The sequence below is a fragment of the Pseudomonas sp. P4_C8 genome, assembly GCF_056401975.1.
The window spans coordinates 1-25,342 of the sequence record NZ_JBFUIH010000005.1; the positions used below are offsets into that span (position 1 = coordinate 1).

Here is a 25,342-nt window from a genome sequence, read left to right on the forward strand (position 1 = left end):
GCGGAGTAGCGACCCTGGGCGACGTATTGGCGCTGCAGTTCGTTGCGCACACCTTCGAGCGTGGCACGCTGAAAGATCTCGCCTTCAGCCAGACCGGATTGTTTGAGGCCTTTCATCAGGTCTTCAGTAGAGATCGCCTTGTTACCCTCGATCTCGATACTGGCGACCGACGGGCGCTCGACTACCGTGATGACCAGGACGTTGCCATCGCGGCCCAGCTGGATATCTTGAAAGAACCCGGTTTTGAACAACGCACGAGTGGATTCCACCAGGCGACGATCATCCGCCTGTTCACCGACGTTCAACGGCAAAGCACCAAAGACGCTACCCGCGGAGACCCGCTGGAGGCCATTGACGCGAATATCAGAGATAGTGAAGGACTCGGCGTGAACTTCGGCGATCATCAATACGGTGAGAACCGCAGTTAGCAGCAGACGTTTCATGAAGTCCTTTCTTATTCCAACTGGCAATAAACAAACTGCCGCAAAATGCGGCAGATTCGCAATTCAGCGAAGTTGTTACAGACGGCCCAAATCATTGACCAGAGCGAGCAACATCACCCCGACCACCAAACTGATACCGATCTGTATCCCCCAACCCTGCACCCGATCTGACAAGGGACGACCACGCGCCCACTCAATCAGATAAAACAACAGATGCCCCCCATCCAGTACAGGAATGGGCAACAAATTCAGAACCCCCAGGCTAATACTCAGATATGCAAGGAAATTCAGGAAGTCAGCAACGCCCGACTGGGCAGAAGCGCCCGCCACTTTAGCAATGGTTATCGGTCCACTCAAGTTTTTTACCGAGAGCTCGCCGAACAACATTTTCTTGAGTGAATCGAGGGTCAGTACGCTCATGGTCCAGGTGCGGCGTGCACCCTCTCCAATTGCCGCCACCGGGCCGTAACTGACTTCGCGAATCATCTCTGGCGGCCAATCGACCGCTTTCACTCCGGCCCCCATATAACCGGTAGGCGCCTTGCTCTCGCCGCGAGCGGCCAACGTAACAGGGACGTCGATTTGAGCACCATCACGCTCAACGCGCAGCATGATTTTGGTATCCGGATGCATACGAACGGTGTCGACCACTTGCTGCCAGTCATCCAGCGCCTTGCCATCAAGAGCAAGCAACCGGTCACCGGTCTTCAGACCCGCGGCGTGCGCTGGCCCTTTCGGATCAATCTCGGCCAACACGGGAGGCAGCGCCGGACGCCAGGGACGAATACCCAACGAACGAATCGGATCCGGCTCGTCAGCACTCTTGAGCCATTTATCCAGCGCCAGCTCGCGAGGAGAGTCCGTCGTGGAGCCCTGCTCACGCACCAATAATTGAAGTGAACCACTCTCACCAAGACGACGAATCAGCTGCAGATTCACCGCCGCCCAGCCGGAAGTTGGCTCGCCATCAATGGCAATGATTTCCTGACCAGCGCTCAAACCGGCCCTGGCGGCAATACTGCCGGACTCGACTGCGCCGATGACTGGCCGCACCTGCTCGCTGCCGAGCATCGCCAACACCCAGAAAAACACCATTGCCAAGAGGAAATTGGCGATCGGACCTGCGGCCACGATGGCGATACGCTGACGGACAGATTTGCGATTGAAGGAATGCTCGAGCTGATCGGCCGGCACTTCGCCTTCCCGCTCATCGAGCATCTTCACGTAGCCGCCCAATGGAATGGCAGCCACGACGAACTCAGTACCTTTCTTGTCGTGCCAGCGTAGCAGCGGCATGCCGAAGCCTACGGAGAAACGCAGCACTTTGACCCCACAGCGACGTGCGACCCAGAAATGGCCGAATTCGTGGAAGGTAACCAGCACACCCAAAGCCACCAGGGTGCCGACAATCATATAGAGCGCGCTCATCTACTTTCTCCGCAATCCTATTCAGTGCCGCATGGGCCAACGTATTGCAGCACTTATCGCCCGTGACGACTCAACCATTGCCCGGCCAGAACTCGCGCCTTCGCGTCGGCCGTGAACACCGCCTCGAGATCTTCCACCACAACGACAGGCTCGAGGTTCAACACTTCCTCGATAATACTCGCGATTTCCGGGTAGCGAACCCGCCCGTCGAGAAACGCCGCGACAGCCACTTCATTCGCAGCATTAAGCATCGCCGGTGCGCTGTTGCCAGCCTCCGCAGCCTGACGCGCAAGGCGCAGACAAGGGAAACGCTCTTCATCGGGGGCCTGGAAATCCAGACGCGCAATGGCAAACAGGTCCAGCGGCGCCACGCCCGAGTCGATACGCTCCGGCCAGGCCAGGGCGTTTGCGATCGGCGTGCGCATATCCGGATTGCCCAACTGGGCCAGCACCGAACCATCGATGTAGTCGACCAGAGAATGAATCACGCTCTGAGGGTGAATCACGACTTCGACTTGGGACGGCCTGGCGTCGAACAGCCAGCAGGCCTCGATCAACTCGAGCCCCTTGTTCATCATGCTGGCGGAATCGACCGAAATTTTGCGCCCCATTGACCAGTTCGGGTGGGCACACGCCTGGTCAGGCGTAACATGCGCCAGTTCGGCCATTGGTGTCTGTCGGAACGGACCACCAGAGGCGGTAAGAAGAATCCGACGCACGCCGACCGCGCCAAGCCCACGGGCGAAATCCTGTGGCATGCACTGGAAAATCGCGTTGTGCTCACTGTCGATCGGTAGCAGTACCGAACCGCTTTTGCGCACGGCCTGCATGAACAGCGCCCCGGACATCACCAGCGCTTCCTTGTTAGCCAGCAGTATTTTCTTGCCGGCCTCGACTGCCGCCAGGGTCGGACGCAAACCCGCCGCGCCAACGATCGCCGCCATGACTGCATCGACCTCAGGATCAGAAGCAACCTGACACAGTCCATCCTCCCCTACGAGCACACGAGTCGACAGGCCAGCCGCGCGCAAATCGTCCTGTAGGGTTCGGGCGGCGCTCGCTTGCGGCACAACAGCAAACCGCGGCGTATGACGCACGCACAAGGCCAACAACTCGCTCAGGCGAGTGAACCCGCTCAAGGCGAAAACCTGGTAACGCGTCGGATGACGAGCAATCACGTCGAGGGTGCTCAGACCAATCGAACCGGTCGCCCCCAAGACAGTAATCTGTTGTGGGCGGCTCACGGTGCGGCCATCCACAACAGCACAGCGAATACTGGAATCGCAGCCGTCAGGCTGTCGATTCGATCCAGGACACCACCATGCCCCGGCAGCAGGTTGCTGCTGTCCTTGATGCCCGATTGACGCTTGAACATGCTCTCGGTGAGGTCGCCCACCACCGAGATGAAGACGATCACTGCCGCACCGATCAACCCCATCAGCATCTGGGCGAAACTCCAGTCGCGCACTAAACCGACAATCGCCGTGATCAGCAGACTCAGCAACAAACCGCCGTATACGCCTTCCCAGCTCTTGCCAGGACTGACCTGCGGCGCCAGCTTGCGCTTGCCGAAGGCCCGGCCGGAAAAGTACGCACCGATATCGGCACCCCAGACCAACACCATCACCGCCATGATCAACCAGTTCCCCAAGGGCGCCTGCTTGATCTGGACCAAGCCTTGCCAGGCCGGCAACAGGATCAGTAAACCGATCACCAGTTTGCTGGCGGCGCTGGCCCAGTGCTCGCTGGAGCGCGGGTACGTCAGCACCAGATAAGTTGCCACACCCCACCAGAGCACTGAAGCGCCCAGCACCCAAGGCGCCAACCCCGGCAGGATGTACATGACAAACAGCATCAACGCGACGACAACGGCATAGGCAACGCGAATCGGCTGAGCAGTGAAGCCGGCCAGCCGCGCCCATTCCCAAGCGCCGAGCGTCACTACAAACCCGATGAACAGCGCAAAGCTGGAACCTTCAAGCAGGAAAAACCCGCACAAAGCGATCGGCAGCAGGATCAGTGCGGTGATGATTCGTTGTTTAAGCATTAAACCCGGGCTCCATTCTCGACCTGCTCGCTCGTTTTACCGAAGCGGCGCTGGCGAGAAGCGAAATCGGCCAGCGCGTTTCGCATGGCGTCGTGTTTGAAGTCCGGCCAGAACAGGTCGGAGAAGTACAACTCGGCGTAAGCCAGCTGCCACAGCAGGAAGTTGCTGATGCGGTGCTCACCACCTGTACGGATGCACAAGTCCGGCAACGGCAGATCGCCGGTGGCCAGACAGGTTTGCAACAATTCAGGGGTGATGTCTTCCGGACGCAGATGCCCGGCCTGAACTTCCCGTGCCAGACGCTGAGCGGCCTGCGCGATGTCCCACTGACCACCGTAATTGGCGGCGATCTGCAATACAAAGCGGTTGGCACCGGCGGTCATCGCCTCAGCTTCACGCATGGCAGCCTGAAGCTCGGGATGAAAGCGCGAGCGATCACCGATGATCCGCAGACTGATGTTGTTGTCATTGAGGCGCTTGGCCTCGCGACGCAATGCCTTGAAGAACAAATCCATCAAGGCACTGACTTCATCTGCGGGACGCTGCCAGTTCTCACTGGAGAAGGCAAACAGGGTCAACACTTCGACCTTGGCCTCAGCGCACACCTCGATCACCGCACGAACTGCATCCACGCCCGCTTTATGCCCGGCGACACCCGGCATAAAGCGCTTCTTCGCCCAGCGATTATTACCATCCATGATGATCGCGACATGGCGCGGCACCGCGGACGGCACAGTCTGCTTGGTCTTTTCCATGAAAACGCGACCCTTATACGGCCATCAGGTCTTTTTCTTTCTGAGCCAGATTCGCGTCAATTTCTGCCACGAACTTTTTGGTCAAATCATCGATCTCGCCAGTGGCGCGACGTTCTTCGTCTTCACTGATTTCCTTTTCCTTGACCAGATCCTTGAGCTGGCTATTCGCATCACGACGGATGTTGCGCACCGCAACACGGGCGTCTTCAGCGACATCGCGAGCCTGCTTGGTGAAGCCCTTGCGGGTTTCCTCGGTCAGGGCCGGCATGGAGATCAGCAACAACTCACCCAGGTTGGTCGGGTTGAGGTTCAGACCAGCACTGCCGATGGCTTTGTCGACGGCACCCAGCATGTTGCGTTCAAAGGCGACGACTTGCAGGGTACGGGCGTCTTTGACGGTGATGTTCGCCACCTGCTTGATCGGAGTGTCGGAACCGTAATACGGCACCATCACGCCTTCAAGAATGCTTGGGTGCGCCTGTCCGGTACGAATACGGCCGAAGTTGTGCATCAGCGATTCGACGGATTTCTGCATACGCTCTTTAGCGTCTTTCTTGATTTCATTGATCATTGTTGGCCTTCCTCGATCAGGGTCCCTTCAGCGCCGCCATGCACGATATTCAGCAGGGCGCCGGGTTTGTTCATGTTAAAGACGCGCAGCGGCATCTTGTGGTCGCGGCACAGGCAAATGGCCGTCAGATCCATCACGCCCAGCTTGCGATCCAGCACTTCATCGTAAGTCAGATGATCGAACTTCTCGGCATGCGGGTCTTTGAACGGGTCAGCGGTGTAGACGCCATCGACCTTGGTCGCCTTGAGCACGACATCGGCATCGATTTCGATTGCACGCAAGCAGGCCGCCGAATCCGTGGTGAAGAACGGATTACCTGTACCGGCTGCGAAAATCACGACTTCCTTGGCGTTCAGGTGGCGCATGGCTTTGCGACGATCATAGTGATCGGTCACGCCCACCATGGAGATCGCCGACATCACGATGGCCGAGATATTGGCACGTTCCAGCGCATCACGCATGGCCAGCGCGTTCATCACAGTGGCCAGCATGCCCATGTGGTCGCCAGTCACCCGATCCATGCCGGCCGCGCTCAGCGCAGCACCGCGGAACAGGTTGCCACCACCGATCACCAGACCGACCTGAACACCGATACCGACCAGTTGGCCGACTTCCAGCGCCATGCGATCCAGAACTTTCGGATCGATCCCGAACTCTTCCGAGCCCATCAGGGCCTCGCCGCTAAGCTTGAGTAGAATGCGTTTATAGCGAGCCTGATAACCACTGCCCTGCTGAGCCATTGCGAATCTCTCCTGCGGCGTATTTTAAAAATTCTTTGCGAGCTGTTTACAGCTGCGCTCACTCTAGCTTGGCGCTGCTTCAACGCCATCGGAACATGGCTTTGTAAGCCAGTTCCAAAGGGAAACCAATTAAAAAATTGGCAGCCCATCTGAAAAGAGGCTGCGCGCGTAAGCGGGCAGCCTCTTCAGGGCGACAGTTTAAAAAACCGTCTTACGACTTGGCAGCAGCCAGCTGGGCAGCAACTTCTTCAGCGAAGTTGTCTACTGGCTTCTCGATGCCTTCGCCTACTTTGAAGTAGGTGAAAGAAACGATTTCAGCACCGGCTTTCTTGGCCAGTTCGCCAACCTTGATTTCAGGGTTCTTGACGAACGCCTGCTCAACCAGGCTCGCTTCGGCCAGGAACTTGCTGATACGGCCTTTGACCATATTTTCAACAATGTTTTCTGGCTTGCCTTTGATTTTTTCTTCGTTCAGCTGCAGGAACACAGCTTTTTCACGCTCGATCGCTTCGGCAGAAACTTCCGAAGGCAGCAGGAACTCTGGGTTGCTGGCCGCTACGTGCATAGCGATGTCTTTGGCCAGTTCAACGTTGCCGCCTTTCAGGACAACTGCAACACCGATCTTGTTGCCGTGCAGGTAACCACCAACAACATCACCTTCAACGCGTACCAAGCGACGGATGTTGACGTTCTCGCCAACCTTGCCAACCAGTACCAGGCGATCAGCCTCTTGAGCGGCGATCAGCGGAGCGACGTCAGTCAGTTTGTCGGCGAACGCTTTTTCAACGCTAGCAGCAACAAATGCCTTGAAGTCGTCCTGCAGGGCCAGGAAGTCAGTCTGCGAGTTTACTTCCAGCAGAACAGCAGATTTGCCGTCTTCTTTCAGAGCGATAGCGCCTTCAGCAGCCACGTTGCCTGCTTTCTTGGCAGCCTTGATTGCGCCGGAAGCACGCATATCATCAATGGCTTTTTCGATGTCGCCGTCAGCCTTTTCCAGGGCTTTCTTGCAATCCATCATGCCTTCGCCGGTACGCTCACGCAGTTCTTTAACCAACGCTGCAGTAATTGCTGCCATTTTCAAAATCCTCTTGGATAGGTTTTCAACCATTCCACCCGATCGAACGGGCGATCAATTCTTCCCGAACCACCGTTGTAAGCCGCTGCACGTTACAGCTCTGCAAGTGCGGGGCCGACAAACGGTTTTCGAGGTGGCAAAAAGGGGGCCAAGCCCCCTTTTTGCTTACTGAGTCAACGCCAAGGCGTCAGTTACTCAGCTGCTGCTACCGGAGCTTCTTCAACGAACTGCTCGGTGCCGCCAGCAACGTGGTTGCGACCGCGGATTACAGCGTCAGCCATCGAACCCATGTACAGCTGGATAGCGCGGATTGCGTCATCGTTGCCTGGGATGATGTAGTCAACGCCTTCCGGGCTGCTGTTGGTATCGACTACGCCGATAACCGGGATGCCCAGCTTGTTGGCTTCGGTGATCGCGATGCGCTCGTGATCAACATCGATAACGAACAGAGCGTCTGGCAGACCGCCCATGTCCTTGATACCACCCAGGGAACGGTCCAGCTTTTCCAGGTCGCGAGTGCGCATCAGCGCCTCTTTCTTGGTCAGCTTGGCGAACGTACCGTCTTCGGCTTGCACTTCAAGGTCACGCAGACGCTTGATGGAAGCACGGATGGTTTTGAAGTTGGTCAGCATGCCGCCCAACCAGCGGTGATCGACGTACGGCGAACCGCAACGTGCTGCTTCTTCAGCAACGATCTTGCCAGCGGAACGCTTGGTGCCGACGAACAGAATCTTGTTTTTGCCCTGGGCCAGACGCTCTACGAAAGTCAGAGCTTCGTTGAACATTGGCAGGGTTTTTTCAAGGTTGATGATGTGGATCTTGTTACGCGCGCCGAAAATGTATTTACCCATTTTCGGGTTCCAGTAACGGGTTTGGTGACCGAAGTGCACACCGGCCTTCAGCATATCGCGCATGTTGACTTGGGACATGATAGTTCCTTAATAAGTCGGGTTTGGCCTCCACGTATCCCAATGACCAACCAGCAGCATCAGCTGAAGGCACCCAGGTCATCGTGTCGACACGTGTGTGGATTTAAGCCTTTCGGGGTATCCCCGGAAAGCGGCGCATTTTATACCACAAGGCTGCAAAAAACGGAACCCGGATTCTCAAAACCTGACACGCGTCTTTAATCGCCCCTTGGAATCGCTCAAGAATGCGCCAATCTATAGAGAGATGCGACGCACAGAGGCTCAGATTTGCGCTGATCGTCTGATAGAATCAGGTTTTTCAGGGCCGCGAAGATCAATCGCACACCGCCCATTTCGTTTTCACAAGCGCCGTCGAGCGCAAAGAGAGCCTGTATGACCGTCACCCTCAAAACCCCAGAGGACATCGCAAAAATGCGCATCGCCGGCAAACTGGCCGCCGATGTGCTGGAAATGATTGCCGAACATGTCAAACCGGGCGTCACCACCGATGAACTGAATCAGATCTGCCACGACTACATCGTCAACGAGCAGAAAGCCATTCCTGCCCCGCTCAACTACAAGGGTTACCCGAAGTCGATCTGCACCTCGATCAACCACGTGGTCTGCCACGGTATTCCGAACGAGAAGCCGTTGAAGGATGGCGACACGCTGAACATCGACGTCACCGTCATCAAGGACGGCTACCACGGTGACACCAGCCGCATGTTCCACGTCGGCACCGTGCCGGTCTGGGCCGAGCGCCTGTCGCAAGTGACCCAGGAATGCATGTACAAAGCGATTGAAATCGTCAAACCCGGCTGCCGCCTCGGCGACATCGGCGAAATCATCCAGAAGCACGCGGAAAAGAACGGCTTCTCGGTGGTTCGCGAGTTCTGCGGTCACGGCATCGGCAAGGTGTTCCACGAAGAGCCGCAGATCCTGCATTACGGCCGCGCCGGCACTGGCATGGAACTGAAAGCGGGCATGACCTTCACCATCGAGCCGATGATCAACCAGGGCAAGGCCGACACCAAGGTGCTGGGCGATGGCTGGACCGCGATCACCAAGGACCGCAAGCTGTCGGCCCAGTGGGAGCACACCCTGCTGGTCACCGAAACCGGTTACGAGATCTTCACCTTGCGTAGCGATGACACCATCGCCCGCGTTTCGGCTTGATCCGACCCGTGCAGCTCTCAGCCTTATAGATAGACAGGAAAGCCAATCGATGCCGCAGGTGGATCCCGAACTCTTCGATCGCGGCCAGTTCCAGGCTGAACTGGCCCTGAAGGCAAGCCCGATCGCGGCCTTCAAGAAGGCGATCCGCCAAGCCCGCGAGGTGCTCGACGGGCGCTTTCGCAGCGGCCGCGAAATTCGCCGGTTGATCGAGGATCGCGCCTGGTTCGTCGATAACATCCTGCAAAAGGCCTGGGAGCAGTTCAATTGGAGTGCAGACGCCGGCATCGCGCTGGTCGCGGTCGGCGGCTACGGTCGCGGTGAGTTGCACCCGTATTCCGACATCGATTTGCTGATTCTCCTGGACAGCGCCGACCACGAAGTTTTCCGCGATTCCATCGAGCGTTTTCTGACGTTGCTGTGGGACATCGGCCTGGAGGTGGGTCAGAGCGTTCGCTCGGTGGACGAATGCGCCGTTGAGGCCCGCGCCGACCTGACGGTTGTTACCAACCTGATGGAAAGCCGCACCATCTGCGGCCCTGAACGCCTGCGCCAGCGCATGCTGGACGTTACCAGCACCGCGCACATGTGGCCGAGCAAGGACTTCTTCCTGGCCAAGCGCGCCGAGCAGAAGGCCCGTCACCACAAATACAACGACACGGAATACAACCTGGAACCCAACGTCAAAGGCTCGCCCGGTGGCCTGCGGGATATCCAGACGATTCTGTGGGTGGCCCGTCGCGAATACGGCACCCTGAACCTGCGCGCATTGGCTGGCGAAGGTTTTCTGGTCGAGAGCGAAAACGCGCTGCTGGCCTCATCCCAGGAGTTTCTGTGGAAGGTCCGTTACGCGCTGCACATGCTCGCCGGTCGTTCCGAGGATCGCTTGCTGTTCGATCACCAGCGTTCGATTGCCGGGCTGCTGGGTTTCGTTGGCGATGACGCCAAGCAAGCCATCGAAAACTTCATGCAGCAGTACTACCGGGTGGTCATGAGCATTGCGCAGCTCAGCGACCTGATCATCCAGCACTTCGAAGAAGTCATCCTCGCCCCGGATGATGAAGCGCCGCCACAGCCCATCAACTCGCGGTTCCAGTTGCACGACGGCTACATCGAGGCACGCAACGACAACGTATTCCGTCGCACGCCGTTCGCCATGCTCGAAATCTTCGTGCTGATGGCCCAGCAGCCGGAAATCAAAGGCGTGCGCGCCGATACCATCCGTCTGCTGCGCGAAAACCGTCACCTGATCGACGACGAATTCCGTAACGACATTCGTAATACCAGCCTGTTTATCGAGCTGTTCAAGTGCAAGATCGGCATCCACCGCAACCTGCGCCGGATGAACCGTTACGGCATTCTCGGGCGCTACTTGCCGGAGTTCGGTTTCATTGTCGGCCAAATGCAACACGACCTGTTCCACATCTATACGGTCGACGCGCACACCCTGAACCTGATCAAACACCTGCGTAAGTTGCAGTACACCCAAGTGTCGGAAAAATTCCCGCTGGCCAGCAAGCTCATGGGCAAACTGCCCAAGCCCGAGCTGATTTACCTGGCCGGCCTGTACCACGACATCGGCAAGGGCCGGCATGGTGACCACTCGGAAATCGGCGCGGTGGATGCCGAAGCTTTCTGCCAGCGTCATCAATTGCCGGTATGGGACAGCCGCCTGATCGTCTGGCTGGTGCAAAACCATCTGGTGATGTCGACCACCGCTCAGCGCAAGGACTTATCCGACCCGCAGGTGATCCACGATTTTGCACAGGCTGTCGGTGACGAAACCCGCCTCGATTATCTGTACGTACTGACTGTGGCCGACATCAACGCGACCAACCCGACTCTATGGAACTCGTGGCGCGCCAGCCTGTTGCGCCAGCTCTACACCGAGACCAAGCGCGCCCTGCGCCGTGGCCTGGAAAATCCGGTCGATCGTGAAATGCAAATTCGCCAGACCCAGAGCGCCGCCCTGGACATCCTGGTGCGCGGCGGTAACGATCCGGACGACGTCGAACAGCTGTGGTCGCAACTGGGCGATGACTATTTCCTGCGTCACACCGCCGGCGACGTGGCCTGGCACACCGACGCGATCCTGCAACAACCTGCCGACGGCGGGCCACTGGTGCTGATCAAGGAAACCACTCAGCGCGAATTCGAAGGCGGCACGCAGATCTTTATTTATGCGCCGGACCAGCACGATTTCTTCGCCGTGACCGTGGCCGCGATGGACCAGCTCAACCTGAACATTCACGACGCCCGGGTGATCACCTCCAGCAGCCAGTTCACCCTCGACACCTACATCGTGCTCGACACTGACGGCGACTCGATTGGCGACAACCCGGCGCGGGTCAAACAGATTCGCGACGGACTGACCGAAGCCCTGCGCAACCCGGCTGACTACCCGACCATCATCCAGCGCCGTGTGCCACGCCAGCTCAAGCATTTCGCCTTTGCGCCACAGGTGACGATCCACAACGACGCCCAGCGTCCGGTGACCGTGCTGGAACTCACGGCTCCCGACCGTCCGGGCCTGTTGGCGCGCATTGGCACGATTTTCCTGGAGTTCGACCTGTCGCTGCAAAACGCCAAGATCGCCACGCTGGGCGAGCGGGTGGAGGACGTGTTCTTCATTACCGACGCCAACAACCAGCAGCTATCCGACCCGCTGCTGTGCAGCCGCTTGCAGGATGCAATCGTTGAGCAGCTGAGCGTCAGCCACGAGCCCGATATCAAACTGTCACGACTCAGTATCTKAATTAACCAACTTTCCCTGTGGGAAAGCGCTTATGCAGGAGCCGGGCTTGCCCGCGATAGCATCACCTCGGTGCACCTGACAAACCGAGGCGCCTGCATCGCGGGCAAGCCCGGCCCCTACAAAAGCCAGCTCCCACATTGAACGAGGCCCCCATGAACAACGCTCTGAACCAGCTCCAGCCTTACCCGTTCGAGAAGCTCCGCGCCCTGCTCGGCAGCGTCACGCCAAACCCGGACAAACGCCCTATCGCGCTGTCCATCGGCGAGCCAAAGCACCGCTCGCCGACCTTCGTCGCCGAAGCCCTGGCCAGCAATCTGGATCAGATGGCCGTGTACCCGACCACCCTCGGCATCCCGGCGCTGCGTGAAGCCATCGCCGCCTGGTGCGAACGCCGCTTCAGCGTCCCGAGCGGCTGGCTCGACCCGGCGCGCAACGTGCTGCCGGTCAACGGCACTCGCGAAGCGTTGTTTGCATTTACCCAGACCGTGGTCAACCGTGGCGAAGACGCCTTGGTGGTCAGCCCGAACCCGTTTTATCAGATCTACGAAGGCGCGGCCTTTCTCGCCGGAGCCAAGCCGCACTACCTGCCATGCCTGGATGAAAACGGCTTCAACCCGGACTTCGACGCGGTTTCGCCGGACATCTGGAAGCGTTGCCAGATCCTGTTCCTGTGCTCGCCAGGCAATCCGACCGGCGCACTGATCCCGGTCGAGACCCTGAAGAAGTTGATCGCCCTGGCCGACGAATACAACTTTGTGATCGCCGCTGACGAGTGCTACAGCGAACTGTATTTCGACGAGCAAACCCCGCCGGCCGGCCTGCTCAGCGCCTGCGTGGAACTGGGCCGCAAGGATTTCAAGCGTTGCGTGGTGTTCCACAGCCTGTCCAAGCGCTCCAACCTGCCGGGCCTGCGCTCGGGTTTCGTGGCTGGCGACGCCGATATCCTCAAAGGCTTCCTGCTGTACCGCACCTACCACGGTTGCGCGATGCCGGTTCAGACCCAACTGGCCAGCGTTGCCGCGTGGAATGACGAAGTGCATGTACGCGCCAACCGCGTGCTGTATCGCGAGAAGTACGATGCCGTGCTGGAAATTCTCGGCCCGGTGATGGACGTACAGCGTCCGGATGGCGGTTTTTACTTGTGGCCCGATGTTGACGGCGATGATGAAGCGTTCTGCCGTGATCTGTTCGTTGAAGAACATGTGACGGTGGTGCCGGGTTCTTATCTGTCCCGTGAAGTTGACGGTTTTAATCCTGGCGCAGGTCGTGTGCGGATGGCGTTGGTAGCGCCGTTGGCCGAATGTGTCGAAGCGGCCGAGCGTATTCGCGCCTTTATAAAACGCCAAAAGTAATATCACAAACTTGCCCCCTTGCAATGAGGGGGCAAGCTCAACTAGCGAACACTCTGAAACAACCCACGCAAAATACCGCTTTGATAAACTAACTCGCCAGACTTAGTATCATCACACGTTAAAAACATCACACTAAAACAACCCAGAACAAGGAAGTTCGACATGTGCAAACTATCATCCTGCATAGCATTCAATCCTGTCAGCGAACAAGCATCATACGAAGCAGCCATTAAAGCAAACCCGGACAACGCACCTAAACATGCACCCGGAGAAATCGCTATTAGTACAATCGCCAACCACACAAAACTTTGGCCAAAACATCGCTGGTTAACAATAGCTTTCATCGATAACCCACCCGAGGCACTACAAGACGCCATCGAACAACTGATTTGGCAATGGGACCCACACGTCAGCCTGATTTTCGGATTATCCAAGGAAGCCAATGCGGACATCCGGATTTCGACAAACACGACACTGAACGGCTCCAGTATTGGCACCGACGCCCTGACCGTCGAGGCAGGCCAACCCACAATGTACATAGGTCTAAAACCTTCAGATCCTGACTTCAAGGTGACTGTTTTGCATGAGTTCGGTCATGCGCTGGGCCTGGAGCACGAACACCAGCACCCTCAAGCGAACATCCCGTGGAACAAACCAAAAGTCTATAAAGCTTATGCTACGCAATTCGGCTGGGATAAAGAACTGGTAGACGATCAGTTATTTACAACAAAAGGAACAGACAGTTCGCGAGTCGCTCCTTACGACAAAACTTCGATTATGCACTACCCCGTAGACAAGGAGTTTACAGATGGCATCTGGGAAGTAGGTACCTACTCGGAACTGAGTGAACAAGATATAAAATCCATCGGCGAATTCTATCCAAAAAAAATATTAACTGACTTCAGCCCACCTGATTCACCTTCAAACAAACCAAACACGGATGTTTAATTATGAATGATTTACCCTATTGCTTCTCCGAACACTCGGTAGACCCGACTACCTCCTACGAGGTGGCAATTACTGAAAACCCAGCGAACCGCCAAAGCACTTCTTCCAGTCGCAAAAAAAGAGCAGTAGCCCGACACACCAAATTCTGGGCGCCAGGCCGTACATTGCGCATTGCTTTTTTGAACGGTGGTCAAGCGTTCAAGGATGGGGTCAAGGCTGCCGCAAGTAACTGGTTACCTCACATCAACCTCAAGTTCGACTTCGTCGAAGGTGAAGAAGGTGATATCCGTATCCGCACCGATCCTTCAACCTATTGGTCCAATATCGGGACAGACGCGCTATTGACGGAAGATGGACCCACCATGGTGATCGGAGACTGGATGCTCCATATCCCACTTTTCAACCACTATGTCATGCACGAGTTCGGCCATGCACTGGGTGCCGAACATGAACACCTGCACCCCGAGATGACTATTCCGTGGAACAAGAAAGCTGTCTATGCAGCACATGGCGTACCCGAAGACGCTAGCGAAGACAATTTCCAACGGCGTGAGGTTGACCAACGCTACTTCAATCTCCTCGACGCGAGCGAGGTCAACTACTCACCCTACGATCCGCTTTCGATCATGCACTATCCCATCCTTCAGCAATGGACCGAAGGTGACTTCCAGATTTGGCACAATTTTAGCCTCAGCGAAAAGGATAAAGCCTTTATGTCCAAGGCTTATCCGTATCCCGAAAGCGAGTGAATCCAGCGTCCCCCCTAACACCTCTCGCGACACGTCATCGCCAATCGGGTGACGACGGCTGAGGCTATACAACTCAAGGCGTCGTGCCCGCGGCGCCTTGAGCCACAAACGTCGCACCAGAAGATCCATCTGAAATGCCAGCGCTTGGGCTTGCGCCGGCGACAGTACTGCCGCAACGGCGAAGGTAATCGGCAGCTTCGAAGTGCCATATTTGTCGCTTAGACTGCGCGAAGGCCCTTACGTCAATGTCGCACGCCGCTGCGGACCGCTCTGAAGCACCGCAACACCTGTGAGAGCCGAGCTTGCTCGCGATAGCGGACTGTCAGCCAGCAAAAATGTTGAATGCTAAAACGCTATCGCGAGCAAGCTCGGCTCCCACAGCTTTTGCGCTTCCATGGCATAATCCGTCACCATTTTTTTCCAGCACCTGCAAAGGGGGCAATTCCTTGACCGTTTCAAGCAAAACGTTGCACCTTTTCGGCATCAAAGCCTGCGACACCATGAAAAAGGCGCGCACCTGGCTCGATGAACACGCTGTCAGCTATGACTTTCATGATTACAAAGCGGTCGGAATTGACCGTGAACACCTGACCCAATGGTGCGACGAGCACGGCTGGCAAGTGGTGTTGAACCGTGCAGGCACGACCTTTCGCAAGCTCGACGACGAACGCAAAGCCGATCTCGACCAGCCGAAAGCCATCGAACTGATGCTCGCACAACCCTCGATGATCAAGCGCCCGGTGCTTGATCTCGGTGACCGAACCCTGATTGGCTTCAAGCCAGATATCTACGCGGCAGCGCTCAATTAAGCCAGCCCGTTCAATTTTGTTAGAGGTTATTTACATGTCCACTACCCTGTTTAGCCTGGCCTTTGGTGTTGGTACTCAAAACCGTCAAGGCGCATGGCTGGAAGTGTTTTACGCACAGCCACTGCTCAACCCGTCGGCCGAACTGGTCGCGGCCATTGCGCCGGTTCTGGGCTACACCGAAGGCAATCAGGCCATCGCGTTCAGCACCGCCCAGGCGTCGCAACTGGCTGAAGCACTGAAAGGCGTCGACGCTGCCCAGGCCGCGCTGCTGACCCGTCTGGCCGAGAGCCACAAGCCGCTGGTCGCGACCATTCTGGCCGAAGACGCTCAGCTGACTTCCACGCCTGAGGCTTACCTCAAGCTGCACCTGCTGTCCCACCGTCTGGTCAAGCCGCACGGCCTGAACCTGGCCGGCGTGTTCCCGTTGCTGCCGAACGTGGCCTGGACCAGCCAGGGCGCCATCGACCTGTCCGAACTGGCTGAGCATCAACTGGAAGCCCGTCTGCGTGGCGAGTTGCTGGAAGTGTTCTCGGTGGACAAGTTCCCGAAAATGACCGACTACGTGGTTCCGGCTGGCGTGCGTATCGCTGACGCGGCGCGTATCCGCCTGGGCGCTTATGTGGGCGAAGGCACCACCGTGATGCACGAAGGTTTCGTCAACTTCAACGCTGGCACCGAAGGCCCGGGCATGATCGAAGGTCGTGTATCGGCAGGTGTTTTCGTCGGCAAGGGTTCGGACCTGGGCGGCGGTTGCTCGACCATGGGCACGCTGTCGGGTGGTGGCAACATCGTGATCAAGGTCGGCGAAGGCTGCCTGATCGGCGCGAACGCCGGTATCGGTATCCCGTTGGGCGACCGCAACACCGTTGAGTCGGGCCTGTACGTGACCGCTGGCACCAAAGTGGCGCTGCTGGACGAGCACAACAAGCTGGTCAAAGTCGTCAAGGCGCGTGAACTGGCCGGTCAACCTGACCTGTTGTTCCGCCGCAATTCGGAGACCGGAGCCGTGGAGTGTAAAACCCACAAATCGGCCATCGAACTGAACGAAGCGCTGCACGCTCACAACTAAGCAGAGCGTCGAACGATTACCTGTGTAGGAGCAGAGCTTGCTCGCGATGGGGCCCCTGAGGCCGCCAAAAGCTTCGCGAGCAAGCTTTGCTCCTACGGGTCAGGCGTACATCCGCCCATGTTCACCAGGGCCCGACAGCATGATGATTTCCTCTCCCTGGCGCGCCGATTTTCCGGCCATCGCCGCTCTGCAACGGCAAGGCCAGACCTATCTGGACAACGCCGCCACCACGCAAAAGCCACAAGCCCTGCTGGATGCCCTGACGCATTACTACGCCAATGGCGCAGCCAATGTGCATCGAGCGCAACACTTGCCCGGCGCCCATGCCACCCAGGCGTTCGAGGCCAGCCGCAGCAAGGTCGCCCAATGGCTGAATGCCGGCGATGGCGGGCAGATCATTTTTACTCACGGCGCGACTTCTGCGCTGAACCTCCTGGCGTATGGCCTGGAACCGCTTTTCAATCCGGGCGATGAGATTGTCATCAGCGCCCTGGAGCATCACGCCAACTTGCTGCCATGGCAGCAACTGGCCCAGCGACGCGAGCTGAAACTGGTGATCCTGCCGCTGGATGCCGACGGTTTGATCGATCTGAGTGCCGCCGCGCAGTTGATCGGTCCGCAAACCCGCCTGTTGGCGGTTAGTCAGCTGTCCAACGTGCTTGGCGCCTGGCAGCCGTTGCCCGCTTTATTGGCGATGGCCAAGGCGAACGACGCATTGACTGTGGTCGATGGCGCTCAAGGCGTAGTGCATGGTCGACATGACGTGCAGGCGCTGGGTTGCGACTTTTATGTATTTTCCAGTCATAAGCTCTACGGTCCCGATGGACTCGGTGTGTTGTACGGGCGCAATGAAGCGCTGAAACAACTGCGCCACTGGCAATTTGGCGGCGAAATGGTGCTGGATGCGGACTACCAAAGTGCTCGCTTTCGCCCTGCCCCGCTGGGTTTCGAGGCAGGAACGCCGCCGATTGCCAGTGTGATTGGTTTGGGGGCGACGCTGGATTATCTGGCGGCCCTCGATCAGGAAGCAGTGTCTGCGCATGAAGCGGCGTTGCATGATTATTTGTTGAAAGGTCTTGAAGCACGTAATGGCATTCGGCTGCTGGGCAAGCCGCAACTGGCGCTGGCCAGTTTTGTCGTCGAGGGTGTGCATAACTCTGATCTGGCGCATCTGCTGACCGAACAGGGGATTGCGGTTCGGGCGGGACATCACTGCGCCATGCCGTTGCTCAAGAGCTTCGAGCTGGCCGGGGCGATTCGGGTGTCGYTGGCGCTGTACAACGATTCCGAAGACCTGGAGCGGTTTTTTGAAGCGCTGGATCAGGCGTTGGAGCTGTTGCGATGAGCTTGCCTGTCGACGCGGTGACGGCGCTGGATACGTTTCAAAACGCGGCTGGCTGGGAACAGCGGGCGCGGCTGTTGATGCAGTGGGGTGACCGCCTGCCTGTTTTGAGCGATGTGGATAAAGTCGACACCAACCGGGTGCATGGCTGTGAAAGTCAGGTCTGGTTGGTGGGCACACTGCAGGATGGACATTGGCAGTTTGCGGCGAGCAGCGATGCGCGGTTGATTCGCGGGTTGGTGGCGTTGCTGCTGGCGCGGGTCAACGGGTTGTCGGCGGCTGAGCTGCGGCAGGTGGATTTGCCGGAGTGGTTCAATCAGCTTGGGCTTTCGCGGCAGCTATCGCCGTCGCGCAGTAATGGCCTCAACGCCGTATTGCAACGCATGCGCGAATTAGCTCTGTAGGAAGCCGGCTTGCTGGCGATCCAGGCACCGCGGTGTGTCAGGGATGCCGCCATCGCTGGCAAGCCAGCTCCTACAGTGGATTGTGTTCAAACCTCAGGTTTAACCCGATCCGAGGGGCGCCGAACCCCAGCAACAATCTTATCCACAGCCTTGGTCGCCGCGACCATGCCGAACGTCGCCGTCACCATCATCACCGCGCCAAACCCGCCGGCACAGTCCAGCTTCACGCCATCCCCGACAAAACTCTTCTGCAAGCAAATGCTGCCATCGGGTTTCGGGTAGCGCAGTTGTTCGGTGGAAAAAACGCACGGCACGCTGTAATGGCGGGTCACGGTGCGGGAGAAGCCGTAATCGCGACGCAAGGTCGAGCGCACTTTCGACGCCAACGGATCGTTGAACGTACGGTTCAAATCGCACACCTGAATCAGCGTCGGATCAATCTGCCCACCCGCCCCGCCGGTGGTGATGATCTGGATCTTGCGACGCTTGCACCAGGCAATCAGCGCAGCCTTCGCGTTAACGCTGTCGATGCAATCGATCACGCAGTCAATGTTCGGCGTGATGTATTCGGCCATGGTCTCGCGGGTGACGAAATCCGCCACCGCGTGCACCGTGCAGTCCGGGTTGATCCCGCGCAGGCGCTCGGCCATCACTTCGACCTTCGGTTTGCCGACGGTGCTGTCCAGTGCATGTAACTGGCGGTTGGCGTTGCTGACACAGACATCGTCGAGGTCAAACAGCGAAATCTCGCCCACGCCACAACGGGCAACGGCTTCCGCCGCCCACGAACCGACGCCACCAACGCCAACGATCGCCACATGCGCCGCGCGCAGGCGCTCCAGCCCCTCGATGCCATACAAACGGGCGATGCCTGCAAACCGCGGATCTTCTGTGCTCATGACCAATACCCCAAAAACCGGCGCGCATTATAGGGCCACAGCGCGAGAACTTTTAACCTTCTGGCTACAAGTGTAAGAACTTATGTGAAACGGAATTGCCCAACGTCAGACTTTTCCCTGCCTGATGTACGGTAAGTGAAAGCACGGTGTAGGATGCGCGCCCTCCAAGTCCTTTGGCAGCCGTCCTGCCGACCGTTCCTTCGTTCCACTGCCTCCGGAACCCGAAATAGCTATGTCATCGCGTAAATTTGGACTCAACCTGGTCGTGGTGCTCGCCATCGCAGCCTTGTTTACCGGCTTCTGGGCGCTGATCAATCGCCCGGTCACCGCCCCCAACTGGCCTGAACAGATCGCCGGCTTCTCGTACTCGCCGTACCAACAAGGCCAGTACCCACAAAAAGAGCAATACCCCACCGACGATCAAATGCGTCGCGACCTGGAGATCATGAGCAAGCTGACGGACAACATCCGTACTTACTCGGTCGACGGTACGCTGGGAGATATTCCCAAGCTGGCAGAAGAATTCGGCCTGCGCGTGACACTGGGAATCTGGATCAGCCCGGACCAGGAGCGCAATGAGCGCGAAATCACTCGTGCCATCGAAATCGCCAACACGTCCCGCAGTGTGGTTCGCGTGGTTGTAGGCAACGAGGCGATCTTCCGTAAGGAAATTACCGCCGCTGAACTGAGCGTACTGCTGGATCGCGTCCGCGCGGCCGTGAAAGTGCCGGTTACCACCTCCGAGCAGTGGCACGTCTGGGAAGAACACCCGGAACTGGCCAAACACGTCGACCTGATCGCCGCGCACGTATTGCCTTACTGGGAATTTATCCCGGTGGACAAGGCCGGTCAGTTCGTCCTCGACCGCGCCCGTGACCTGAAAAAGATGTTCCCGAAAAAACCGCTGCTGCTTTCGGAGGTTGGCTGGCCGAGCAATGGCCGTATGCGTGGCGGCACCGATGCCAGCCCGGCGGATCAGGCGATCTACCTGCGCACGTTGGTCAACAAGCTCAACCGCCAGGGTTTCAACTACTTCGTGATCGAAGCGTTTGACCAGCCGTGGAAGGCCAGCGACGAAGGCTCTGTGGGCGCGTATTGGGGCGTGTTCAACGCCGCGCGCCAGCAGAAATTCAACTTCGAAGGCCCGGTGGTCGCGATCCCGCAATGGCGGGTGCTGGCGATCGGCTCGGCCGTGTTGGCGTTGCTGTCCCTGACCCTGTTGATGATTGATGGCTCGGCCCTGCGCCAGCGTGGCCGTACCTTCCTGACCTTCATCGCATTCCTCTGCGGTTCGGTGTTGGTGTGGATCGGTTACGACTACAGCCAGCAATACAGCACCTGGTTCAGCCTGACCGTCGGATTCCTCCTGGCCCTCGGTGCACTCGGGGTCTTTATTGTTTTGTTGACCGAGGCCCATGAACTGGCCGAAGCAGTCTGGACCCACAAGCGCCGGCGTGAATTCCTGCCGGTGGTGGGCGATTCGGATTACAGACCGAAAGTCTCGATCCATGTGCCGTGCTACAACGAGCCGCCGGAGATGGTCAAACAGACCCTCAACGCCTTGGCCAACCTCGACTATCCGGACTTCGAAGTCCTGATCATCGACAACAACACCAAGGACCCGGCGGTCTGGGAACCGGTGCGCGATTATTGTGAAACCCTCGGCCCGCGCTTCAAGTTCTTCCACGTTGCCCCGCTGGCCGGTTTCAAGGGTGGCGCGCTGAATTACCTGATCCCGCATACAGCCAAGGATGCCGAAGTCATCGCGGTGATCGACTCGGACTACTGCGTCGACCCGAACTGGCTCAAGCACATGGTGCCGCACTTCGCCGATCCGAAAATCGCGGTGGTGCAGTCGCCGCAGGATTACCGCGATCAGAACGAAAGCACCTTCAAAAAGCTTTGCTACGCGGAATACAAAGGCTTCTTCCATATCGGCATGGTCACCCGTAACGACCGTGACGCGATCATCCAGCACGGCACCATGACCATGACCCGGCGCTCGGTGCTTGAGGAACTGGGCTGGGCCGACTGGTGTATCTGTGAAGACGCCGAGTTGGGTCTGCGCGTGTTCGAAAAAGGCCTGTCAGCGGCGTATTACCACACCAGCTACGGCAAAGGCTTGATGCCCGATACCTTTATCGACTTCAAGAAACAGCGTTTCCGCTGGGCCTACGGCGCGATTCAGATCATCAAGCGTCACACCGCCAGCTTGCTGCGCGGCAAGGACACCGAGTTGACCCGTGGTCAGCGTTACCACTTCCTTGCGGGCTGGTTGCCGTGGGTCGCGGATGGCATGAACATCTTCTTCACCGTCGGCGCGTTGTTGTGGTCGGCGGCGATGATCATCGTGCCGCAGCGGGTCGATCCGCCATTGCTGATTTTCGCGATCCCGCCGTTGGCGCTGTTCGTGTTCAAGGTTGGCAAGATCATCTTCCTTTATCGCCGTGCCGTCGGCGTGAACCTGAAAGATGCCTTCTGCGCGGCACTGGCCGGCTTGGCGTTGTCGCACACCATCGCCAAAGCGGTGCTGTACGGCTTCTTCACCAGCAGCATTCCGTTCTTCCGCACGCCGAAAAACGCCGACAACCACGGCTTCTGGGTGGCCATTTCGGAGGCGCGGGAAGAGATGTTCATCATGCTGCTGTTGTGGGGCGCGGCGCTGGGGATCTTCCTGGTCAACGGCTTGCCGAGCAACGATATGCGCTTCTGGGTGACCATGTTGCTGGTGCAGTCGCTGCCGTACCTGGCGGCCCTGATCATGGCGTTCCTGTCTTCGCTGCCGAAACCGGCAGCCGAGCCGGAGCCGGCACCGGCGGTCTAAATCTGTACGGATGCACTAAACGGCGGCCAATGGTCGCCGTTTTGCTTTAAGATAACCGCCATTTTGCGCGCCCAGCACCAATTCCTGTAGGAGTAAAGCTTGCTCGCGATTGATGCGACTCGGTGTAACAGAAAGACCTCATCATCGTTCATCGCGAGCAAGCTTTGCTCCTACACAATTAGCTTCCGGAGTTTTCCATGACGGCCCACGCCGACCTTTCGCCGACCCTTCAACTCGCCATCGACCTGATCCGCCGTCCGTCCGTGACGCCGGTCGACGCCGATTGCCAGAAGCAGATGATGCAGCGCCTGGGCGACGCCGGTTTCCTGCTGGAACCGATGCGCATCGAAGATGTGGATAACTTCTGGGCGACCCACGGTAAACACGACGGTCCGGTGCTGTGCTTCGCAGGCCACACCGACGTGGTACCGACTGGCCCGGTGACTGCCTGGCAGATCGACCCGTTCAACGCGCTGATCGACGAACACGGCATGCTCTGCGGCCGTGGCGCGGCGGACATGAAAGGCAGCCTGGCGTCGATGACCGTGGCCGCCGAGCGCTTTGTCGCCGACTACCCGGATCACAAGGGCAAGGTCGCTTTCCTGATCACCAGTGACGAAGAAGGCCCGGCGCATCACGGCACCAAGGCTGTGATCGAACGCCTCGCCGCCCGTAAGGAGCGTCTGGACTGGTGCATCGTCGGCGAGCCGTCGAGCACCACGCTGGTGGGCGATGTGGTCAAGAATGGCCGTCGCGGTTCCCTCGGCGCCAAACTGACCGTTCGCGGCGTGCAGGGCCACGTGGCCTATCCGCACCTCGCCAAGAACCCGATCCACCTCGCCGCCCCGGCCCTGGCCGAACTGGCCGCCGAGCATTGGGACCACGGCAACGATTTCTTCCCGCCAACCAGTTTCCAGATTTCCAACGTCAACTCCGGCACCGGCGCGACCAACGTGATTCCGGGCGACCTGGTGGCGGTGTTCAACTTCCGTTTCTCCACCGAGTCCACCGTTGAAGGCCTGCAAAAGCGCGTCGCCGACATTCTCGACAAGCACGGCCTGGACTGGCACATCGACTGGGCGCTGTCCGGTCTGCCGTTCCTCACAGAGCCGGGTGCGTTGCTGGATGCCGTGGCGTCGAGCATCAAGGACATCACCGGTCGCGAAACCAAGGCTTCCACCAGCGGTGGCACCTCCGACGGTCGTTTCATCGCGACCATGGGCACGCAAGTGGTTGAACTGGGCCCGGTCAATGCAACGATCCACCAGGTCAACGAGCGCGTACTGGCCGCTGACCTCGACGTGCTGACCGAAATCTACTACCAGACCCTGATCAAGTTGCTCGCCTGATGCTCGCCTGCCCGATCTGCAGTGAACCGCTGAACGCGGTGGACAACGGCGTGGCTTGCCCCGCCGGGCATCGGTTTGACCGCGCGCGCCAGGGTTATCTGAACCTGTTGCCCGTGCAGCACAAAAACAGCCGCGACCCTGGGGATAACCTGGCCATGGTCGAAGCCCGTCGCGACTTCCTGAACGCCGGCCACTACGCGCCGGTGGCCAAGCGTCTGGCCGAACTGGCAGCGCAATTCGCGCCGCAACGCTGGCTCGACATCGGCTGTGGCGAGGGTTACTACACCGCGCAAATCGCCGAGGCCTTGCCAAACGCCGACGGTTACGCGCTGGACATCTCCCGGGAAGCGGTGAAACGCGCCTGTAAACGCAATCCGCAGTTGACCTGGTTGATCGCCAGCATGGCGCGGGTGCCGTTGGCCTCGGGCAGTTGCCAGTTTCTCGCCAGCGTCTTCAGCCCATTGGATTGGGAAGAAGCCAAACGCCTGCTCAGCCCCGGTGGCGGTTTGATGAAAGTCGGGCCGACCAGCGGTCACCTGATGGAGTTGCGCGAACGGCTGTACGACGAAGTCCGTGAGTACACCGACGACAAGCATCTGGCGCTGGTGCCGGAAGGTATGGCGCTGGCGCACAGTGAAACCCTTGAATTCAAACTGACACTTTCAAAGGGACAGGACCGCGCGAACTTGTTGGCCATGACACCCCACGGCTGGCGCGCCAGTGCCGAACGCCGCGCGGCGGTCATCGAACAGGCTGAGCCGTTCGAAGTCACTGTGTCGATGCGCTACGATTATTTCGTACTGCAGTAGTAGTTAGAGAGAAATCTTAATTTTTTGGTCTTGAGCAACGGCTTGAGGCCGGCTAAATCCGCGAATGGATTTTTCAGACCCGCAGTGAGGACATCCATGCGCCAACCCGATATCGAGATTTACCTGAAAGACGCCGACGTCGACTACAAGGCCATTGCGGCCTGGCTCGGCACTGCTTTGGGCCCGTGCACCGACTGGGTTCAGAAGGGCCAGACGTACAAGTGCAAGGCCGGCAATGTGCCCGTCACCTGGCTACCCAAAGCCGTGGGCAAATGGAACAGCCTGTTCCTGGACAGCGACCAGACCCCATGGGAAGACGACATCGCCTGCGCACGCGCAGCCTTTGCCGCGCTGAACGTCGAAGTGCGTTGCGCGCCGGGTACGTGGGTCGAGGAAGAAGGGGAAGAAACTGCAGATCGCTGGATGCGTATCAGCGCGGATGGTGAAGAAGAGATCACCTGGAAAACCGCGTAGTCAGCGACACCACAAACCTGTAGGAGCAAGGCTTGCCTGCGATTGAGGCGACGCGGTGTATCAGGTAATCCGCGTTGCCATTCATCGCGGGCAAGCCTTGCTCCTACAGGTTGCGTCGCGGTTACAGACCTACAACGTCTTCAGCCTGCAAGCCCTTCTCGCCCGTCACCACGGCATATTCAACCTGCTGCCCTTCAGCCAGCGATCGGTGCCCTTCGCCGCGAATCGCGCGGTAGTGCACGAACACATCCACCCCGTCCTCGCGTTGAATAAAGCCGTAGCCCTTGGCGTCGTTAAACCACTTCACGTTGCCGGTTTCGCGCGTAGCCATGAATCAGTACCCCCTTATTTTTATTTTGAACGGCCGAGTATATGACAGCCGTCAAAACTCTCAACTCACTTTACTTAGCCGCTTTTTT

At 58.3% G+C, this 25,342-nt stretch carries 23 protein-coding genes and 1 pseudogene; 13 read left to right on the forward strand and 11 right to left on the reverse strand.

All coding sequences use genetic code 11. The annotated features are described in order from the left end of the window. From AC1DWM_RS03865 to rpsB, 9 genes are all read right to left on the reverse strand, one after another. Window positions 1-443: POTRA domain-containing protein (locus tag AC1DWM_RS03865; RefSeq protein ID WP_477794656.1), on the reverse strand; the 443-nt coding region annotated here is incomplete at its 3' end. Window positions 444-518: 75 nt separating this feature from the next. Further along, window positions 519-1,871, reverse strand: a complete 1,353-nt coding sequence (gene rseP / locus AC1DWM_RS03870; protein ID WP_223511915.1) for a sigma E protease regulator RseP — start codon at window positions 1,869-1,871, stop codon at window positions 519-521. 53 nt (window positions 1,872-1,924) lie between these two features. Continuing rightward, window positions 1,925-3,115 carry a 1-deoxy-D-xylulose-5-phosphate reductoisomerase gene (gene ispC / locus AC1DWM_RS03875; RefSeq protein ID WP_223511916.1) on the reverse strand — a complete coding sequence of 397 codons (1,191 nt, stop codon included), beginning with the start codon at window positions 3,113-3,115 and terminating at the stop codon, window positions 1,925-1,927. Beyond that, entirely contained in the window at window positions 3,112-3,918 is an 807-nt protein-coding gene (locus tag AC1DWM_RS03880) for a phosphatidate cytidylyltransferase (protein ID WP_452625127.1), read from the reverse strand. Before AC1DWM_RS03880 ends, ispC begins: the two co-directional genes overlap by 4 nt. Next, window positions 3,918-4,673 (reverse strand): polyprenyl diphosphate synthase, encoded by a 756-nt coding sequence (gene uppS / locus AC1DWM_RS03885; RefSeq protein ID WP_223511919.1) that lies wholly within the window; start codon window positions 4,671-4,673, stop codon window positions 3,918-3,920. Before uppS ends, AC1DWM_RS03880 begins: the two co-directional genes overlap by 1 nt. Window positions 4,674-4,686: 13 nt before the next feature. Further along, the gene (frr, locus tag AC1DWM_RS03890) at window positions 4,687-5,244 is read right to left on the reverse strand and encodes a ribosome recycling factor (protein ID WP_033056300.1); all 558 of its coding nucleotides are present in this window, start codon (window positions 5,242-5,244) and stop codon (window positions 4,687-4,689) included. Further along, window positions 5,241-5,984 carry a UMP kinase gene (gene pyrH / locus AC1DWM_RS03895; protein ID WP_003172271.1) on the reverse strand — a complete coding sequence of 248 codons (744 nt, stop codon included), beginning with the start codon at window positions 5,982-5,984 and terminating at the stop codon, window positions 5,241-5,243. Before pyrH ends, frr begins: the two co-directional genes overlap by 4 nt. A 211-nt stretch (window positions 5,985-6,195) precedes the next feature. Then, window positions 6,196-7,059, reverse strand: coding sequence for a translation elongation factor Ts (tsf, locus tag AC1DWM_RS03900; protein WP_007949329.1), 864 nt, complete (start codon window positions 7,057-7,059; stop codon window positions 6,196-6,198). A gap of 191 nt (window positions 7,060-7,250) precedes the next feature. Next, the gene (gene rpsB, locus AC1DWM_RS03905; protein ID WP_003219330.1) at window positions 7,251-7,988 is read right to left on the reverse strand and encodes a 30S ribosomal protein S2; all 738 of its coding nucleotides are present in this window, start codon (window positions 7,986-7,988) and stop codon (window positions 7,251-7,253) included. 372 nt (window positions 7,989-8,360) lie between these two features. On the opposite strand from rpsB, the gene map reads away from it, so the two are divergent. From map to AC1DWM_RS03950, 9 genes and pseudogenes are all read left to right on the forward strand, one after another. Continuing rightward, complete coding sequence (gene map, locus AC1DWM_RS03910) at window positions 8,361-9,143, forward strand: type I methionyl aminopeptidase (RefSeq protein WP_223511921.1); 783 nt, start codon at window positions 8,361-8,363, stop codon at window positions 9,141-9,143. Between the two features lie 49 nt (window positions 9,144-9,192). Continuing rightward, window positions 9,193-11,889: pseudogene (locus tag AC1DWM_RS03915) on the forward strand ([protein-PII] uridylyltransferase); the annotation flags it as partial. A gap of 158 nt (window positions 11,890-12,047) precedes the next feature. Next, window positions 12,048-13,247 carry a succinyldiaminopimelate transaminase gene (gene dapC / locus AC1DWM_RS03920; protein ID WP_223511925.1) on the forward strand — a complete coding sequence of 400 codons (1,200 nt, stop codon included), beginning with the start codon at window positions 12,048-12,050 and terminating at the stop codon, window positions 13,245-13,247. 162 nt (window positions 13,248-13,409) lie between these two features. Continuing rightward, window positions 13,410-14,195 (forward strand): M12 family metallopeptidase, encoded by a 786-nt coding sequence (locus tag AC1DWM_RS03925; RefSeq protein ID WP_477794657.1) that lies wholly within the window; start codon window positions 13,410-13,412, stop codon window positions 14,193-14,195. Between the two features lie 2 nt (window positions 14,196-14,197). Then, a complete protein-coding gene (locus AC1DWM_RS03930) occupies window positions 14,198-14,944 on the forward strand; it encodes a zinc metalloprotease (RefSeq protein ID WP_477794658.1) in 747 nt (248 codons plus the stop codon). Between the two features lie 446 nt (window positions 14,945-15,390). Beyond that, on the forward strand, window positions 15,391-15,753 hold the full coding sequence (locus AC1DWM_RS03935; RefSeq protein WP_477794659.1) for an ArsC family reductase: 363 nt from the start codon (window positions 15,391-15,393) through the stop codon (window positions 15,751-15,753). 34 nt (window positions 15,754-15,787) lie between these two features. Then, window positions 15,788-16,822 carry a 2,3,4,5-tetrahydropyridine-2,6-dicarboxylate N-succinyltransferase gene (gene dapD, locus AC1DWM_RS03940; RefSeq protein WP_223511932.1) on the forward strand — a complete coding sequence of 345 codons (1,035 nt, stop codon included), beginning with the start codon at window positions 15,788-15,790 and terminating at the stop codon, window positions 16,820-16,822. Window positions 16,823-16,961: 139 nt separating this feature from the next. Then, window positions 16,962-18,167 (forward strand): aminotransferase class V-fold PLP-dependent enzyme, encoded by a 1,206-nt coding sequence (locus AC1DWM_RS03945; protein ID WP_223511933.1) that lies wholly within the window; start codon window positions 16,962-16,964, stop codon window positions 18,165-18,167. Continuing rightward, a complete protein-coding gene (locus tag AC1DWM_RS03950) occupies window positions 18,164-18,568 on the forward strand; it encodes a SufE family protein (RefSeq protein WP_477794660.1) in 405 nt (134 codons plus the stop codon). The genes AC1DWM_RS03945 and AC1DWM_RS03950 overlap by 4 nt, the downstream gene beginning before the upstream one ends. 86 nt (window positions 18,569-18,654) lie before the next feature. Here the strand turns inward: AC1DWM_RS03950 and tcdA are convergent, their stop codons facing one another. Then, the gene (tcdA, locus tag AC1DWM_RS03955) at window positions 18,655-19,467 is read right to left on the reverse strand and encodes a tRNA cyclic N6-threonylcarbamoyladenosine(37) synthase TcdA (RefSeq protein ID WP_477794661.1); all 813 of its coding nucleotides are present in this window, start codon (window positions 19,465-19,467) and stop codon (window positions 18,655-18,657) included. 232 nt (window positions 19,468-19,699) lie between these two features. On the opposite strand from tcdA, the gene AC1DWM_RS03960 reads away from it, so the two are divergent. From AC1DWM_RS03960 to AC1DWM_RS03975, 4 genes are all read left to right on the forward strand, one after another. Then, window positions 19,700-22,291 (forward strand): glycosyltransferase, encoded by a 2,592-nt coding sequence (locus AC1DWM_RS03960; RefSeq protein ID WP_223511936.1) that lies wholly within the window; start codon window positions 19,700-19,702, stop codon window positions 22,289-22,291. A 197-nt stretch (window positions 22,292-22,488) separates the two neighbouring features. Next, a complete protein-coding gene (gene dapE, locus AC1DWM_RS03965; RefSeq protein ID WP_223511938.1) occupies window positions 22,489-23,640 on the forward strand; it encodes a succinyl-diaminopimelate desuccinylase in 1,152 nt (383 codons plus the stop codon). Continuing rightward, window positions 23,640-24,449 (forward strand): putative RNA methyltransferase, encoded by an 810-nt coding sequence (locus tag AC1DWM_RS03970; RefSeq protein WP_223511940.1) that lies wholly within the window; start codon window positions 23,640-23,642, stop codon window positions 24,447-24,449. The genes dapE and AC1DWM_RS03970 overlap by 1 nt, the downstream gene beginning before the upstream one ends. A 96-nt stretch (window positions 24,450-24,545) precedes the next feature. Further along, on the forward strand, window positions 24,546-24,923 hold the full coding sequence (locus AC1DWM_RS03975; protein WP_007947690.1) for a hypothetical protein: 378 nt from the start codon (window positions 24,546-24,548) through the stop codon (window positions 24,921-24,923). Window positions 24,924-25,044: 121 nt separating this feature from the next. Here AC1DWM_RS03975 and AC1DWM_RS03980 read toward each other — a convergent pair whose 3' ends face one another. Then, a complete protein-coding gene (locus AC1DWM_RS03980) occupies window positions 25,045-25,254 on the reverse strand; it encodes a cold-shock protein (protein ID WP_010462862.1) in 210 nt (69 codons plus the stop codon). Window positions 25,255-25,342: the final 88 nt, after the last annotated feature.